At 70.4% G+C, this 16,221-nt stretch carries 12 protein-coding genes and 1 rRNA gene; 2 read left to right on the top strand and 11 right to left on the bottom strand.

Features of this window, described 5'->3' with window-relative positions:
* Window positions 1–183 precede the first annotated feature (183 nt).
* Window positions 184–1,709, bottom strand: a 16S ribosomal RNA gene (locus GFH48_RS24110).
* A 684-nt stretch (window positions 1,710–2,393) separates the two neighbouring features.
* Window positions 2,394–3,401, bottom strand: a complete 1,008-nt coding sequence (locus GFH48_RS24105; RefSeq protein ID WP_153290243.1) for a stage II sporulation protein M — start codon at window positions 3,399–3,401, stop codon at window positions 2,394–2,396.
* Between the two features lie 120 nt (window positions 3,402–3,521).
* Here GFH48_RS24105 and GFH48_RS24100 point away from each other — a divergent pair, with 120 nt between their 5' ends.
* The gene (locus tag GFH48_RS24100) at window positions 3,522–4,529 is read left to right on the top strand and encodes an RDD family protein (RefSeq protein ID WP_194280659.1); all 1,008 of its coding nucleotides are present in this window, start codon (window positions 3,522–3,524) and stop codon (window positions 4,527–4,529) included.
* Between the two features lie 27 nt (window positions 4,530–4,556).
* On the opposite strand, the gene GFH48_RS24095 is transcribed toward GFH48_RS24100, so the two are convergent.
* The 9 genes from GFH48_RS24095 to GFH48_RS24055 form a co-directional block, all read right to left on the bottom strand.
* Complete coding sequence (locus GFH48_RS24095) at window positions 4,557–5,171, bottom strand: hypothetical protein (protein WP_153290242.1); 615 nt, start codon at window positions 5,169–5,171, stop codon at window positions 4,557–4,559.
* A gap of 101 nt (window positions 5,172–5,272) precedes the next feature.
* Window positions 5,273–6,730 (bottom strand): adenosylhomocysteinase, encoded by a 1,458-nt coding sequence (ahcY, locus tag GFH48_RS24090; RefSeq protein ID WP_153290241.1) that lies wholly within the window; start codon window positions 6,728–6,730, stop codon window positions 5,273–5,275.
* Between the two features lie 332 nt (window positions 6,731–7,062).
* Complete coding sequence (locus GFH48_RS24085) at window positions 7,063–8,040, bottom strand: cation diffusion facilitator family transporter (RefSeq protein WP_153290240.1); 978 nt, start codon at window positions 8,038–8,040, stop codon at window positions 7,063–7,065.
* Between the two features lie 164 nt (window positions 8,041–8,204).
* The gene (gene manA, locus GFH48_RS24080; protein ID WP_153290239.1) at window positions 8,205–9,356 is read right to left on the bottom strand and encodes a mannose-6-phosphate isomerase, class I; all 1,152 of its coding nucleotides are present in this window, start codon (window positions 9,354–9,356) and stop codon (window positions 8,205–8,207) included.
* An 89-nt stretch (window positions 9,357–9,445) separates the two neighbouring features.
* Window positions 9,446–10,579, bottom strand: coding sequence for an SIS domain-containing protein (locus tag GFH48_RS24075; protein ID WP_153290238.1), 1,134 nt, complete (start codon window positions 10,577–10,579; stop codon window positions 9,446–9,448).
* Window positions 10,580–10,670: 91 nt separating this feature from the next.
* Window positions 10,671–10,841, bottom strand: coding sequence for a Trm112 family protein (locus tag GFH48_RS24070; protein WP_153290237.1), 171 nt, complete (start codon window positions 10,839–10,841; stop codon window positions 10,671–10,673).
* A 768-nt stretch (window positions 10,842–11,609) separates the two neighbouring features.
* Entirely contained in the window at window positions 11,610–12,971 is a 1,362-nt protein-coding gene (locus GFH48_RS24065; RefSeq protein ID WP_153290236.1) for a phosphomannomutase/phosphoglucomutase, read from the bottom strand.
* Between the two features lie 143 nt (window positions 12,972–13,114).
* On the bottom strand, window positions 13,115–14,731 hold the full coding sequence (locus GFH48_RS24060; RefSeq protein WP_153290235.1) for an L-lactate permease: 1,617 nt from the start codon (window positions 14,729–14,731) through the stop codon (window positions 13,115–13,117).
* A 300-nt stretch (window positions 14,732–15,031) separates the two neighbouring features.
* Window positions 15,032–15,406: a DUF3499 domain-containing protein gene (locus GFH48_RS24055; protein WP_194280658.1), complete on the bottom strand. Its 375-nt coding sequence runs from the start codon at window positions 15,404–15,406 to the stop codon at window positions 15,032–15,034.
* A 352-nt stretch (window positions 15,407–15,758) separates the two neighbouring features.
* Between GFH48_RS24055 and GFH48_RS24050 the strand changes: the two genes are divergently transcribed.
* Window positions 15,759–16,208, top strand: coding sequence for a metallopeptidase family protein (locus tag GFH48_RS24050; protein ID WP_153293083.1), 450 nt, complete (start codon window positions 15,759–15,761; stop codon window positions 16,206–16,208).
* Window positions 16,209–16,221: the final 13 nt, after the last annotated feature.

Genomic DNA, 16,221 nt, shown 5'->3' with positions numbered 1-16,221 from the left:
GCGTGCCCGACACCCTCGCCACTCAGATCAGCTTTCCACGCCCCGAAGGACAGTACTGGCAGCCTGAGATGACTGAAAGTGCCGAATAATCAACGTTCCACCCATGAGCAACCACCGTCGAACATCTGCCGACGTAATGGCCCTGGACCACCAGGCAAGCCTGGCAGCCTAGATGCTCCTTAGAAAGGAGGTGATCCAGCCGCACCTTCCGGTACGGCTACCTTGTTACGACTTCGTCCCAATCGCCAGTCCCACCTTCGACAGCTCCCTCCCACAAGGGGTTGGGCCACCGGCTTCGGGTGTTACCGACTTTCGTGACGTGACGGGCGGTGTGTACAAGGCCCGGGAACGTATTCACCGCAGCAATGCTGATCTGCGATTACTAGCAACTCCGACTTCATGGGGTCGAGTTGCAGACCCCAATCCGAACTGAGACAGGCTTTTTGAGATTCGCTCCGCCTCACGGCTTCGCAGCTCATTGTACCTGCCATTGTAGCACGTGTGCAGCCCAAGACATAAGGGGCATGATGACTTGACGTCGTCCCCACCTTCCTCCGAGTTGACCCCGGCAGTCTCCTGTGAGTCCCCATCACCCCGAAGGGTATGCTGGCAACACAGAACAAGGGTTGCGCTCGTTGCGGGACTTAACCCAACATCTCACGACACGAGCTGACGACAGCCATGCACCACCTGTACACCGACCACAAGGGGGGCACTATCTCTAATGCTTTCCGGTGTATGTCAAGCCTTGGTAAGGTTCTTCGCGTTGCGTCGAATTAAGCCACATGCTCCGCTGCTTGTGCGGGCCCCCGTCAATTCCTTTGAGTTTTAGCCTTGCGGCCGTACTCCCCAGGCGGGGAACTTAATGCGTTAGCTGCGGCACCGACGACGTGGAATGTCGCCAACACCTAGTTCCCACCGTTTACGGCGTGGACTACCAGGGTATCTAATCCTGTTCGCTCCCCACGCTTTCGCTCCTCAGCGTCAGTAATGGCCCAGAGATCCGCCTTCGCCACCGGTGTTCCTCCTGATATCTGCGCATTTCACCGCTACACCAGGAATTCCGATCTCCCCTACCACACTCTAGCCTGCCCGTATCGACTGCAGACCCGGGGTTAAGCCCCGGGCTTTCACAACCGACGTGACAAGCCGCCTACGAGCTCTTTACGCCCAATAATTCCGGACAACGCTTGCGCCCTACGTATTACCGCGGCTGCTGGCACGTAGTTAGCCGGCGCTTCTTCTGCAGGTACCGTCACTTTCGCTTCTTCCCTGCTGAAAGAGGTTTACAACCCGAAGGCCGTCATCCCTCACGCGGCGTCGCTGCATCAGGCTTTCGCCCATTGTGCAATATTCCCCACTGCTGCCTCCCGTAGGAGTCTGGGCCGTGTCTCAGTCCCAGTGTGGCCGGTCGCCCTCTCAGGCCGGCTACCCGTCGTCGCCTTGGTGAGCCACTACCTCACCAACAAGCTGATAGGCCGCGGGCTCATCCTTCACCGCCGGAGCTTTCAACCCGCCCAGATGCCCAGGCAGGTATTATCCGGTATTAGACCCCGTTTCCAGGGCTTGTCCCAGAGTGAAGGGCAGATTGCCCACGTGTTACTCACCCGTTCGCCACTAATCCACCCCGAAGGGCTTCATCGTTCGACTTGCATGTGTTAAGCACGCCGCCAGCGTTCGTCCTGAGCCAGGATCAAACTCTCCGTGAATGTTTTCCCGTAATCGGGACGACACACACGAGAGCGGAACCAAGGGGAGGAATAATCCCCCGGTTCACAGCGTCCTCGCTGTGCGCCTGCCCCAAGGGGCAGGACTTTTTCAAAGGAACCTCGTCCCAGCCGATCGGCCGGAGACGGGGTATCAACATATCTGGCGTTGATTTTTGGCACGCTGTTGAGTTCTCAAGGAACGGACGCTTCCTTTGTACTCACCCTCTCGGGCTTTCCTCCGGGCGCTTCCCTTCGGTCTTGCGTTTCCGACTCTATCAGACCGTTTCCGTATCCGATTTCCTCGGCGCTTTCCAGGTTTCCGCTTTCGCGTTTCCCTTTCCGGCGGTCCCGACTTTACCAGATCCGTTTTCCGTTCCGTTTCCGGTCGGAATTCATTTCCAGTGGCCGTTGGATGAGCCTTCGCCTATTCGGGCCTTGCGGCTCTCTTTCGGCGAGTCCGACTTTATCAGAAGCTTTTGACCGGCCTTACCGGCCGCTCGGTCCTGACTAATCGGAAGGCGCTTCTCGGAATCGCGTTCACGAGAAGCTCGTAGATGCTAACCGCCACCGACTGGACATGTCCAGTTCTAGGCAACTGTTCGAATCTACCTCCCCATCGGCTCCATGTCAATGGCTCCTGTGGGGCGAACAGGAGACTAGCAGGTCAACGGAGGTAGTCGCACATCACGCGGCCGTCGGCAGCGTGGCGCTGCGCTCGGCGTCCACGACGTCGCCGGTCTCACCCGCCCGGACGGCGCGACCGCCCAGGACGTAGACGTACGTGAGGAAGCCGAGTTCAGCCGCGATGCCTATGCAGATACGGGCCCAGGTGGGGAGGCCGGACGGGGTGACGAAGCCTTCTATGGCGCCGGAGACGAAGAGGACCAGTGCCAGGCCGATCGCCATGCCGAGGGCGGCCCGGCCCTCTTCGGCGAGTGCCGTGCGGCGGGAGCGGGGGCCCGGATCTATCAGGGTCCAGCCCAGCCGCAGGCCCGTCCCCGCGGCCACGAAGACGGCTGTCAGTTCCAGGAGACCGTGCGGGAGGATCAGGCCGAGGAAGGTGTCGAGACGGCCGGCCGACGACATCAGGCCGATGCCGACGCCCACGTTGAGCATGTTCTGCAGGAGGATCCAGAGCACGGGTATCCCCAGGAAGACGCCCAGGACCAGACACATCGCGGCGGCCTCGGCGTTGTTCGTCCACACCTGTGCCGCGAAGGAGGCCGCCGGATGGCTCGAGTAGTAGGTCTCGTACTCGCCACCGGGACGCGTGAGGGCGCGCAGTTCGGCGGGCGCGGCGATGGAGGACTGGACCTCGGGGTGCGTGCCGATCCACCACCCCAGAACGACCGCGACGGCCGTGGACAGCAGGGCCGTGGGCACCCACCAGTGACGCGCACGGTAGACCGCCGCCGGAAAACCCTGGGTGAGGAAGCGGGTGACATCGCGCCAGGAGGCTCGGCGGGTGCCGGTCACGGCACTGCGCGCGCGGGCCACCAGCTGGCTGAGGCGCCCGGTGAGCTGCGGGTCCGGGGCGCTGGACTGGACGAGGGAGAGATGGGTGGCCGTGCGCTGGTACAGGGCGACCAGTTCGTCGGCCTCGGCCCCGGTGAGCCGGCGCCGACGGCGCAGCAGGGCGTCCAGGCGGTCCCACTCCGCGCCGTGCGCGGACACGAAGACGTCGAGGTCCATCGGTTCTGCCGCTCCTCGTCCTCTCGTACCGCGTGTCAGCTTGTCGTACCGCGGCGCGATGCTGCCCTCAGCTTGGCAGACTGGCGGTTCTCGGGGCAGGTCAGGGGAAGGACGGCGAACGTGAGTGAGCTAGTGACGGGCGAGGCGGTGGCGTTGGAGCTGCGCCCCGCGAAACTGCCGAGCCGTGCGCTGGCCGTACTGCTCGACCTGGTCGTCGCGATGGCGGCCTATCTGATCGTCACCATCGGGCTGGTGGCCGCGACGGCGGCCATGGACGAGGCGGCGCAGATCGCGGTGTCGATCGCGAGCTTCGTTCTGCTGCTGGTCGGCGGGCCGATCGCGGTCGAGACACTCAGTCACGGCCGTTCGCTGGGGAAACTGGCGTTCGGATTGCGGGTGGTGCGGGACGACGGGGGGCCGATCCGGTTCCGGCACGCGCTGGTGCGCGGTGCCATCGGAGTGGTCGAGATCCTGATGACGTTCGGGATCGTCGCGTGCGTCGCCTCGCTCGTGTCGCAGCGGGGGCGGCGCCTCGGTGACGTGTTCGCGGGGACTCTCGTCGTGCGGGAGCGGATTCCGGCCGGGCGGAGCGCCTTCGTGCCTCCCCCGCCGCCCTGGCTGGCGGGGCGGTTCTCCGGGCTCGACCTGTCGGCGGTGCCGGACGGGCTGTGGCTGGCCGTCCGGCAGTACCTGACGCGGATGCGGCAGCTGGATCCGCAGGTCGGTGCGGCGATGGCGGAGCGGCTGGCCTCCGATCTCGCCGCCCGTACGGGGGCTCCGGCGCCGCAGGGTGTCCCGGCGGCCGCCTATCTGGCGGCCGTGGTGCACGAACGTCAGGCGCGGGACGCCCGGCGGGCCTTCGGCGGTGGACCGGCCGCCGGCGTACCGGGAGGTCCTGGCGGGTTCGTCGGCGGGGTGCCGGGCGGGAGCGGCCCGGTCGGGCGGCAACCGGGATTCGTGGCGCCGGCCGGGGCGCCCGCCCCCGGTCCCGCGAGCGTGGTTCCCCCCGCGCCGCAGCCGCCGGTCGTGGACGGCGACGGATCACCGGGGCAGCACGCCGTTCGGCCCGCGGTGGCGCGGGAGCAGCCGGCCGACCGGCCCGCGACCGGATTCGCGCCGCCTGCCTGACAGCTGCCGCGGCGAGGCCGGGCGGCCTCAGGCGAACGCGGACGGTGGTGATTCGAGGTGTTCCAGTTCGATGCCGGGCGCCGCGAGGACGACGTCTCCCGCGAGGTGCACGGCGTGCTGTTCTCCCGTGTCCAGCGCTGTGACCTGGTACGCGTCCACGGTCAGGGGGCCGTTGTCAGTGGCGTGTGATTGTCTCGAGACCAGGGCCCAGGACTGGTCGAGGGTGCGCGGGGCGAGGACCGGGTCGGTGAAGGCGACGAGGCGTACGCGGGTGGCCGACGCGGAGGGGGTGAGGCGCAGGAGACGGGCGGTGGCGACGAGGAAGGCGGGGGACGTGCCGGTGAAGGCGTGGGCTTGGGCGTTGCCCTCGGTGGCCTCGGTGCCCGTGGGGTCGGTGCGGACCCAGGTGACGCCTTCGAGGGCGGCGCCCCGGACCTGCCAGCTCGCGGCGTGCAGTTCGAGCCGGATGGGGCGGCCCAGCTCGTCGAGGGCGAGGTCGACGGAGCCCGCGTGGTCGCCGGAGGGTGCCGTGAGCTGGGAGACGTAGCGCCAGCCGGAGGGGCCGGGCGCGCAGTGGAAGTGTTCTTCGGCCAGGGGGGTGTGATCGTGCGGATCGTGGAGCGAATAGCGGCCGCGTGGCATGGGCGTTCAGGTCCTCATCGGGGACAGGCCCCCGCCACGGGGGCGGGGGCCTGCTGACATCCGTACGCCGCGCGGTCGGTGCGGCCGCTCGGCGGGGGTGCTCAGTAGCGGTAGTGGTCCGACTTGTACGGGCCCTCGACCTCTACGCCGATGTAGGCGGCCTGCTCCGGACGGAGCGTCGTGAGCTTGACGCCGAGGGCGTCGAGGTGGAGGCGGGCGACCTTCTCGTCGAGGTGCTTGGGGAGCACGTAGACGTCGGTCGGGTACTCGTCGGGCTTGGTGTACAGCTCGATCTGGGCCAGCGTCTGGTCCGCGAACGAGTTGGACATCACGAACGACGGGTGACCGGTGGCGTTGCCCAGGTTCAGCAGGCGGCCCTCCGACAGCACGATGAGCACCTTGCCGTCGGGGAACTTCCAGGTGTGGACCTGCGGCTTGACCTCGTCCTTGACGATGCCCGGGATCTGCGCGAGGCCGGCCATGTCGATCTCGTTGTCGAAGTGGCCGATGTTGCCCACGATCGCCTGGTGCTTCATCTTGGCCATGTCGGCGGCCATGATGATGTCCTTGTTGCCGGTCGTGGTGACGAAGATGTCGGCCTTGTCGACGACCTCGTCGAGGGTCGCGACCTGGTAGCCGTCCATCGCCGCCTGCAGGGCGCAGATCGGGTCGATCTCGGTGATGATCACGCGGGCGCCCTGGCCGCGCAGGGACTCCGCACAGCCCTTGCCCACGTCGCCGTAGCCGCAGACGACGGCGGTCTTGCCGCCGATCAGGACGTCGGTGGCACGGTTGATGCCGTCGATCAGGGAGTGGCGGCAGCCGTACTTGTTGTCGAACTTCGACTTGGTGACGGCGTCGTTCACGTTGATCGCCGGGAACAGCAGGGTGCCGTCGCGGTGCATCTCGTAGAGACGGTGCACGCCCGTCGTGGTCTCCTCGGTCACGCCGCGGATCTCCGAGGCGAGTTGGGTCCACTTCTGGGAGCCGTCGGTGATCGTGCGGTTGAGGAGTTCGAGGACGACGCGGTGCTCGTCGTTCTCGGCGGTGTCGACCGAGGGGACCTTGCCGTCCTTCTCGTACTTGACGCCGTTGTGGACGAGGAGGGTGGCGTCACCGCCGTCGTCCAGGATCATGTTCGGGCCGCCGGTGGGGGTGTTCGGCCAGGTCAGCGCCTGCTCCGTGCACCACCAGTACTCCTCCAGGGTCTCGCCCTTCCAGGCGAAGACCGGGACGCCCTGCGGGTTGTCGGGCGTGCCGTTCGGGCCGACGGCGATGGCCGCGGCGGCGTGGTCCTGGGTGGAGAAGATGTTGCAGGACGCCCAGCGGACCTCGGCGCCGAGGGCGACGAGGGTCTCGATGAGGACGGCGGTCTGCACCGTCATGTGCAGGGAGCCGGTGACGCGGGCGCCTGCGAGGGGCTGCGCGGCCGCGTACTCCTTACGGATCGACATCAGGCCGGGCATCTCGTGCTCGGCGAGGGTGATCTCCTTGCGGCCGAAGTCGGCCAGGGAGAGATCGGCGACCTTGAAGTCCTGTCGGTTGTCGACAGTCGTCATGGGGAGCTGCTCCTCGGGGTTGTGGCGAGGTGGGTACGGCTGTTCTGCGCGACGGCGGGCACAGGGGCCCTCGGGCACGGCGTGCCCGGTGCGCGCAGCTCAGTCCGTCGGAGGCCCTCTCTCCCTCGGTCGGTCCGCGGTGGGACCGCCCGACCGCCATCAGCAGCGACGTCTGGCTCAGTCACCAAGCTACACCGGTCACCCCAGGCCTCCCCAGTCCGGCTCCGGCCAAAGTGTGCCTCGGGCGCTCCCAGGAAACCCCTAGAACCAGGGTCTGTGCGCGGGGGTGCCCGCGCCGGAGCTCCCGCCGCACCTGTCCGCGCGGTCCGGGGTCAGTGCCCGGCCGGTCGTGCCGGGCCGCCGGGGGTGGCGTCGGGGTCCGGGCCCTTGGCCGCCTCGGCCTCGCTGTAGATGTCCGGCTCCAGGTAGATGACGCGGGCGATCGGGACGGACTCCCGGATGCGGGCCTCGGCCGCGTTGATCGCGGCGGCGACCTCGCCGGCCGTGTCGTCGTGCTGGACGGCGATCTTGGCGGCGACCAGGAGTTCCTCCGGGCCGAGGTGGAGCGTGCGCATGTGGATGATGCCGGTGACCGTGTCGCCGTCGACGATCGCGGTCTCGATCTTCTTCACGTCGTCGACGCCCGCCGCCTCGCCCAGCAGCAGGGACTTGGTCTCGGCGGCCAGGACCAGCGCGATCAGGATGAGCAGGATGCCGATGCAGAGCGTGCCGATGCCGTCCCAGACGCCGTCGTCGGTGAGGAGGGCCAGGCCGACGCCGCCGAGGGCGAGGACCAGACCGATCAGCGCGCCGAAGTCCTCCAGGAGCACGACCGGGAGCTCGGGGGCCTTCGCCCGGCGGATGAACTGGGACCAGGACAGCTTCCCGCGCAGCTCGTTGGACTCCTTGATGGCCGTACGGAAGGAGAAGCCCTCGGCGATGATCGCGAACACCAGGACGCCCACCGGCCAGTACCAGTGCTCGATCTGGTGCGGGTGGTTGATCTTCTCGTAGCCCTCGTAGACGGCGAACATGCCGCCGACCGAGAAGAGGACGATCGAGACGAGGAAGGCGTAGATGTACCGTTCACGGCCGTAGCCGAAGGGGTGCTGCGGCGTCGCCTCGCGCTGGGCCTTCTTGCCGCCGATCAGGAGCAGGGCCTGGTTGCCGGAGTCGGCCAGCGAGTGGACGCCCTCGGCGAGCATCGAGGACGAACCGCTGAAGGCGAACGCGACGAACTTGGATACCGCGATCGCGAGGTTGGCGCCGAGTGCCGCCACGATCGCCCTGGTGCCGCCTGAAGCGCTCATGTGCTCCTGCTGTCCCTTCGTACGCCGTGCCGGGCCCCGTCCGTACCCTCGTACGCCGGTCCTGGCTTTGCCCGCCCTTTGCGGTGGGCCATTGTTGCAGCCCGGTCCGGCGGCGGCGCGGCTGGCCACCCTGGCGACGGGGCAGGGCGGCCGCCGTCATCCCGTCAGGCGACCACTGTCGCACGGAAGATCGTGCCGGAACCGGACACCTCGGCCTTTTCGCCGGCCGGTACGAACACCGACCGGCCGGGGGTCAGAACGCCTGCGTCCGTGTGGACCGAGCCCGCCGTGCAGAGCAGGATCTGCGGGGTCTCGCGGGTGAGGTCGTGCGGGGCGGCGCCCTCCGCGAGGACGTAGCGGGAGAGGCGGAACTCGTCGATGGGGGTCGCGTAGACCTCCTCGCCGCCGGGCGACTCCTCCGGGCGCAGGACACCGGGGTCGCTCGCCTCGAAGCGGACGATACGCAGCAGTTCGGGCACGTCGACGTGTTTGGGGGTCAGACCGCAGCGCAGGACGTTGTCGCTGTTGGCCATGATCTCGACGCCCAGGCCGTTCAGGTACGCGTGCGGGACGCCGGCGCCGAGGAACAGGGCTTCGCCGGGCTGCAGCCGGACGTGGTTGAGGAGCATGGCGGCGATGACGCCGGGGTCGCCCGGGTAGTGGTGGGCTATGTCGGCGTACGGGGCGTGCTCGCCGCCGAGGCGGTCGCAGGCGGCCGCGGCCTCGGTGACCGTGCGGGCCATCTCGCCGGGGTCCGCGCTCAGCACCGCCGTGAGGACCTCGCGCAGGGCCGCGTCCTGCGGGTGGGCGCGCAGCAGGTCGACGTACGGCTTGAGGGAGTCGACGTCCAGGGCGGCGAGGAGGGCGGCGGCCTCGTCCGGGGCGCGGAAGCCGCACAGGCCGTCGAACTCGGTGAGCGCGCAGATGAGTTCGGGCTTGTGGTTGGCGTCCTTGTAGTTGCGGTGCGGGGCGTCGACCGGGATGCCCCGGCGCTCCTCGTCCTCGTATCCCTCCCTCGCCTGTTCGAGGTTCGGGTGCACCTGGAGGGAGAGGGGGGCGCCCGCGGCGAGGATCTTCAGGAGGAAGGGCAGCCGGGGGCCGAACTTGGCGACGGCCGCGTGGCCGAGCTCCTTCTCGGGGTCCTCGCCTATGACCTCGGTGAGGGGACCGCGCGCCGTGAGCGAGGGGGCGCCGGGGTGCGCGCCCATCCACATCTCCGCCTGCGGTTCACCGGTCGGCTCGGCGCCGAGGAGCCGCGGTATGGCGGTGGTCGAGCCCCAGGCATAGGGGCGGACGGTGTTGTCGAGGCGGTCCATGTGTGCTGTTTTCTCCGTACGTACGCTGCTCTGCGGTCGTTTCCCCACCAGCCGGCGCCCGTGCGCCGGGGGGCGTCAGCCGGTGTGGGTCAAGGTCGGGCCCCCGAGGCGAGCGCCAGGTAAACGGCGGCGAAGTCCGTGACGGCGATGAGTTCGGCGAGCGTCTCGAGGTCGCCGCCCTCCTCGGGTTCGAGCTCGCTGATCGCGGTGTCGTGGCTGAGGGCCAGCTCGCGGGCGGCGGGCGCGGCGGTGAGGCCGCCGGCCGGCCGGTCGCGCAGGAGCACCACGCGCGCGTGCAGGACCTGCTGTTCCTCGACTCGGTCGCGGAAGAAGTCGTCGGGGTCGGCGGCGGCGGCCAGCGCGCCCGAGAGGAGGACGCTGTGGGCGGCGAGCGCCTCGGGGAGTTCCGCGGCGAGGGCGGGGCGGCCGGCGAGTTCGGCGAGCGCCGCGGTGAAGCGGCGGCCCGCGGGACCCGCGGAGGTGCCCTCGGTCCAGATCACCGGGAGCGCTTCGGCCAGGTCGGCGGCGAGCGTCTTGGCCGGGTTGCCGTAGGTCGCGATGGCCGGGCCGCAGCGTTCGGCCACGCGGTCGAGGCGGTCGGCGACCTTCTGCAGTGCCTCGGGCGGGGCCGAGACCAGGCCGGTGCGGTCCAGCAGCGCGAGGAGCGGGGTGAGCAGCGCCCACAGGACGCCGGGGGCGGAGGCCGCGAGCGGTGTGTTCGGCTCGTACGGGGCGGTCGCCATCGGTACGAACAGGCCGTGCGTGCCCTCCACCGCTTCCTCGATCGGGGTACCGGCGGGGGCCACCGCGACGACGGAGCTGCCGCGCCGGTACGCCTGCTCGACCAGGAGCTCCAGTCCTGGTTCGGTGCCGTCCGGGGTGGCGATCAGCACGAGGTCCACGGGGCCGGCCCAGCCGGGCAGCTCCCAGCGCAGGGCGCCTCCCGCGGGGGCGACCCCGGTGGGGGTGAGCCGGGTGACGGGGCAGCTGGCTCCGGCGAGTGTGCCGAGCAGTTCGGCCACTCCGGTGGCCGCCAGTCCGGGGCCGGCGATCAGGACCGCGCGGGGGCGGCCGTCCGGCTTCAGTTCCGGGATCCCGGCCTCGGTGGCGTGCCGGGCCGCGGTACGCACGCGGGCGCCGGCCTCGGCGGCGCCTCGGAGCAGCTCACGACGGTCGGCGCGGGCGAGCGCCTCTGGGTCGTCGAGCAGCGAGTCGTCGAGCATGGGTCGGCAGCCTCCCGATCGCCGGTGTGTCGCCTGTGTCGCTGTGGTGCGGGGTGGGCGCCCGGGGTGGTGGCGGGCGCCGGGTGTTCGCCTACGCGGGGCGGCGGGCCTCGTCGACGAGCAGTACGGGGATGCCGTCCCGGACGGGGTAGGCGAGGCCGCAGCCCTGTCCGGTGCAGACCAGCTCGCTCTCCTGCTCCTTGAGCGGGGCGTGGCAGGCCGGGCAGGCGAGGATCTCCAGGAGGCCGGCTTCGAGCGGCATGGGGTGTCCTTTCGAACAGGTGGATGCGGCCTGGTCAGAGTACCGCTGCGGGGGGCCGGGTGCCGGAGTTAGGTGGCGGGGCCGCGCCCTCCGGGGGCTCGGCAGGGGGTCGGCCCCTGGAACCCCTGCCAGGGGTGTCGTCGGGCCGCCGCCGAGGGGCTGCCGCCCGTTGGAGCCGCTTGTCGCCCGAAGGGCTCGTCCTCAAACGCCGGACGGGCTGGAGATGCGGGCCTGGGCTGGATGGTTCGGGGGGTGTGGACATGCGGGCTCGCGCCGGATGGTTCCTGGCCGGCTGAGACGCGGGACCGCGTCGGAGGTCCGAGACCAGCCGGAGGGGCGGGCCCCGTGGGAGGTGCGGCCCGCGCCGGCGGCCACGGGGCCGCGCGGGAGGTGCCTGCTCCGGTGGACGGCACCGGTGGACGGCACCGATGGACGGCACCGGTCCGCGCTGGAGGTGCCCACTGTGGCCAGGTCTTCGGGTTCGCCGTCAAACGTCGGCCGGGCCGCGGGCACGCGTCCGCGCCGGATGGTTCCCGACCGGTCGCAGATGCGGGCCCGGGCCCGCGGGGGCGGAACGGGCCGCGGGGGCGGGGCGGACCGCGGGGGCGGGGCGGACCGCGGGGGCGGGGCGGACCGCGGGCACGGAACAGACCACAAGCACGGAACCGGCCCGGTATTCAGGGGCCGTGGCAAGAGCCGCGGCCCCTGAAGGGAGCCAGGGGTACGTGGGGAGCCGGGTGGGCGGCCTCCCGTGTTGTCGGGCAGGGTTCAGCCTCGGATGAGGTCCAGGACCTCGTCGCGCACCTTCGCCACCGTCGCCTCGTCCTTGGCCTCCGCGTTGAGGCGCAGGAGGGGCTCGGTGTTGGAGGGGCGGACGTTGAACCACCAGTCGTCCGCGGTGACGGTCAGACCGTCGAGTTCGTCGATGGTGACGCCCTCACGGCCCTGGTAGGTCTCCCTGATCGCGGTGAGGCGGGCCGTCTGGTCGTCGACGGTGGAGTTGATCTCACCGGAGGCGGCGTAGCGGTCGTACGCGGCGACGAGCTCGGAGAGCGTGCCGTCCTGGCCGCCGAGCGCGGCGAGGACGTGGAGGGCGGCCAGCATGCCGGTGTCGGCGTTCCAGAAGTCGCGGAAGTAGTAGTGCGCGGAGTGCTCGCCGCCGAAGATCGCGCCGGTGCGGGCCATCTCGGCCTTGATGAAGGAGTGGCCGACGCGGGTGCGGACCGGCGTGCCGCCCTGCTCGCGGACGACCTCCGGGACCGACCAGGAGGTGATCAGGTTGTGGATGACCGTGCCGCCGCCGTGCTTGGCGAGCTCGCGGGAGGCCACCAGCGCGGTGACGGCGGATGGGGAGACCGGGTCGCCGTGCTCGTCGACGACGAAGCAGCGGTCCGCGTCGCCGTCGAAGGCGATGCCGAGGTCGGCGCCCTCCTCACGCACACGCTGCTGGAGGTCCACGATGTTCGCCGGGTCCAGCGGGTTCGCCTCGTGGTTCGGGAACGTGCCGTCCAGCTCGAAGTACATGGGGACGAGGTCCAGGGGCAGGCCCGCGAAGACGGTCGGCACGGTGTGCCCGCCCATGCCGTTGCCCGCGTCGACGACGACCTTCAGGGGGCGGATGGAGGTCAGGTCGACGAGCGAGCGCAGGTATCCCGCGTAGTCCTCCAGCGTGTCGCGCTGGGTGATCGCGCCCGGCGTGGCGTCCGAGGCCGGGGCGCCCGAGTCGATCCAGGACTCGACGAGTTCGCGGATCTCGGTGAGGCCGGTGTCCTGGCCGACGGGGGACGCGCCCGCGCGGCACATCTTGATGCCGTTGTACTTCGCGGGGTTGTGCGAGGCCGTGAACATGGCGCCGGGCAGGTCGAACGCGCCCGACGCGTAGTACAGCTGGTCGGTCGAGCAGAGCCCGATCTCGGTCACGTCGACCCCGCGCGCCGCCGCCCCGCGCGCGAAGGCCCGCGACAGGCCGGGCGACGAAGGCCGCATGTCGTGCCCGATCACGATGGCTTCCGCTCCGGTCACCTGGACGAAGGCGGCCCCGAACAGCTCCGCCAGCGACTCGTCCCACTGGTCCGGGACCACCCCGCGTACGTCGTACGCCTTCACGAGCTGCGACAGATCAGCAGTCACGGCCAACCCTCCAGAAGTCCACTTCGGTCACCCCAAGCTACCCGTCCGTGCTGACGGTCCGCTGTGCGGCCGGGGATCGGACGCGCATCCGTCACCTGGGAAGCCCCACTCGTCACCGGGGGCGGCGCGGGGAGCGGAGTCCGTCAGGGCAGCATCCACCCGAGGACGGACGTGCTCTGTCCCAGCACGATCAGGCACATGATCAGCAGCAGCCCCGCGCTCCACGGCAGCACCTTGCGCAGCAGGTCGCCCTCGCGGCCCGCGAGCCCGACCGCCGCGCACGCGATGGTCAGGTTCTGCGGCGAGATCATCTTGCCGAGGACGCCTCCCGAACTGTTGGCGGCGGCGAGCAGTTCGGGAGACAGCCCCGACTCGCGGGCCGCGCTCACCTGGAGGGCGCCGAACAGGGCGTTCGCCGAGGTGTCGGAGCCGGTGACGGCCACGCCGAACCAGCCGAGGACGGGTGACAGGAAGGCGAGTCCCGCGCCGGCCGCCGCCACGAACTGGCCGATCGTGGCGGCCTGCCCCGACAGGTTCATCACGTAGGCGAGGGCCAGCACCGACGTGACGGTGAGGATCGCGAATCTCAACTCGCGGACGGTGGCCACCCATTCCTCGGCCGCCACGCGCGCGTGCACGCCGAGAACGGCGGCCGTGCACAGTCCGGCGAGAAGCACGAGGGTGCCGCCGGTCGAGACGACCGGGAGCGTGAAGACGTTGCCGCCGACCGGCTTGCCGTCCGGGTTCACGACGTTCAGGAAGGGCCAGTCGAAGGTCCGTGTCGCTCCCGCCAGCCAGTCCTTGACCGCCGGGATCTGGGCGACCGAGAAGACGACGACGATCAGGGCGTACGGGGCGTAGGCGCGCGCGACTTCGGGCCGCGCGTCCTGCTCGTCCAGGTCCTCGCTGCGTGCGCCGGTCAGGACCGCGACACGTACCGGCTCGGCGGCCGGCCGGCGTGCCCGCGGCAGGGCGACCAGCGCCGCGGCGCCCGCCAGGGCCGCCGCGATGTCGGCGAGTTGGGCCGAGACGTAGTTGGAGGCCGCGAACTGGGCGACGGCGAAGGCGACTCCGCACGCCAGGGCGGGGCCCCATGTCTCCCGCAGCCCGCGCCGCCCGTCGACCAGCGCGACGAGCAACAGGGGCACCACGAGGGCCAGCAGGGGCGTCTGACGGCCCACCACGGAGGCCACCGAGTCCAGCGGCAGGCCGGTCACCTGGGCGAGGGTGACGACCGGTGTGCCCATCGCGCCGAAGGCGACCGGCGCGGTGTTGGCGACGAGTGCCACCACGGCCGCGCGCACCGGGTCGAAGCCGAGCGCGACCAGCATCACGGAGCAGATCGCGACGGGTGCGCCGAAGCCCGCGAGGGCCTCCAGGAGCGCGCCGAAGCAGAAGGCGACGACGAGCGCCTGGACGCGCGGGTCGTCGGAGAGGCGCCCGAAGGATCGGCGCAGGATGTCGAAGTGCCGGGTGCGGACCGTCATCCGGTACACCCACAGGGCGTTGACGACGATCCACAGGATGGGGAAGACGCCGAAGACGGCTCCCTGGGCCGCGCCGGACAGCGTCTGCCCGACGGGCATGCCGTACGCGAACAGGGCGACCAGCGCGGCGGCGAGCAGGCCGAGGAGGGCGGCCAGGTGCGCCTTCGCGCGGACGCCCCCGAGCAGCACGAGGACGATGACGAGGGGAAGGGCCGCGACGAGCGCGGACAGGCCGAGCGAGTCGGCGACGGGCTCCACTTGCTGGACGTACACGGGCGCCTCCCCGAATCCGGCCGCACGAAAGATTCCGCGATGCGGAAAGCGATTTCCCGCAGGTGCGGAAATGGTCGTGTCCGCGACAACCACCCGTCAATGGGCGTGCACTGCCCTGTGACACCCGGGAGCGAGAAACGGAGGAACTGGACGGCCTGGACGGCCTGAAGGGGCTTGAGGGGCGGGAGATCCTTGAGGGACCGGAAGGCCGGGGCGCGGGCCCTGATCACCTCGGGCAGTGACACCCGGAACGCGCGAAGCAGTGGCACCCGGAACGCGCGAAGTGGACGGCGCGGGCGCTCAGTTGTCCGGTGAGCGCAGCACCCGCAGGTGGCCCCGGCGGGCGACCTCCATCGGGTCCACGGACCGCGCGCCGCCACCGGCCTCCGCGGCGCGCTGCTGCGGACGGGCCGCCTCACGCACCGCGTTGGCGAGAGCCTCCAGGTCGTCGCCGCTGGGGCGGGAGGGGGCCGAGGCGTCGGCGAGCCGGACGACCTCCCAGCCGCGGGGGGCGGTGAGTCGCTCGGAGTGCTCGGCGCACAGGTCGTAGCAGTGGGGTTCGGCGTAGGTGGCGAGCGGGCCGAGGACCGCGGTCGAGTCGGCGTAGACGTACGTCAGCGTCGCTACGGCGGGACGGCCGCAAGCGGTTCGCGAACAGCGACGTACAGGGCTCACGAGGTTGGACGGTACCGCACTCTTGAGCGGGCCGCGACGACTCTCCCCCAGGTCACCCCACCGTGTCGTGCCGTGAGGCGGCCCACAGGGGCCTCCGGGCCCGCCGTGCCGACCTGGGACGATCCCCGCCGCGGGAAAGCCGAACGGACCTGAATCCGGTCACCACTTGACGCAAACCATGTCAATTGCCATGTGTGCGGCGGTCCAGGAGAGATACGGAATCGAGCCCAAGCTTGGCCGGAATGGTCATCCGGCGACATCCGGAACACGCGCCGGGCCCTCGCCGCGGGGCCGCGAGCGGCCGCGTGGGGGTCGGGCGCGCGGCCCTCGCGGGGACTACGCTTCGTCAGTGATGGACACCCCCGTACCGCCCCGCGCCGCAGCACCCGGGCCCCGCCGCCGTGATCGCCACGGACGGGGCATGCGCGGCCCCGTCGCGCCGCCCCAGGTGCCGCTCGCCGCGAGTCGCGCCGAGGTCTTCGCGGACCTGGTGCAGGACTCCGTGGAGCGCCTGGAGCGGCGCTGGCCGCAGCTCGCCGACATCGATTTCATGGTCCTCGAGGTGCCGCGCCTGGACGGCCCCGGAGAGAGCTGGGACGACGAGGCGGTGCCGCTGGGCGGCACGATCGCCGCGCGCGAGGGGCATCCCGCGCGCGTGGTCGTCTACCGCCGCCCGGTCGAGATCCGCACCAAGGGCCGCGACGAGCGGGCCGCGCTGGTGCACGAGATCGTCGTGGAGCAGGTCGCGGAACTGCTGGGTCTGACTCCGGAGACGGTGGACCCGCGCTACGGCGAGGAGTGAGGATCCACCGCGT

Source organism: Streptomyces fagopyri, from assembly GCF_009498275.1.
GTDB classification, from domain to species: Bacteria; Actinomycetota; Actinomycetes; order Streptomycetales; family Streptomycetaceae; genus Streptomyces; species Streptomyces fagopyri.
Note: the sequence above shows the minus strand (reverse complement) of the source record. Positions and strands in the feature narration are given on the sequence as shown.

Coding starts and splice junctions, on each gene's coding strand:
- GFH48_RS24070 (WP_153290237.1), bottom strand. CDS start 10,841: ATGCCGCTCGAAGCCGGCCTCCTGGAGATCCTCGCCTGCCCGGCCTGC.
- GFH48_RS24095 (WP_153290242.1), bottom strand. CDS start 5,171: ATGCCACGCGGCCGCTATTCGCTCCACGATCCGCACGATCACACCCCC.
- manA (WP_153290239.1), bottom strand. CDS start 9,356: ATGGACCGCCTCGACAACACCGTCCGCCCCTATGCCTGGGGCTCGACC.
- GFH48_RS24085 (WP_153290240.1), bottom strand. CDS start 8,040: ATGAGCGCTTCAGGCGGCACCAGGGCGATCGTGGCGGCACTCGGCGCC.
- GFH48_RS24075 (WP_153290238.1), bottom strand. CDS start 10,579: ATGCTCGACGACTCGCTGCTCGACGACCCAGAGGCGCTCGCCCGCGCC.
- GFH48_RS24050 (WP_153293083.1), top strand. CDS start 15,759: ATGGACACCCCCGTACCGCCCCGCGCCGCAGCACCCGGGCCCCGCCGC.
- ahcY (WP_153290241.1), bottom strand. CDS start 6,730: ATGACGACTGTCGACAACCGACAGGACTTCAAGGTCGCCGATCTCTCC.
- GFH48_RS24105 (WP_153290243.1), bottom strand. CDS start 3,401: ATGGACCTCGACGTCTTCGTGTCCGCGCACGGCGCGGAGTGGGACCGC.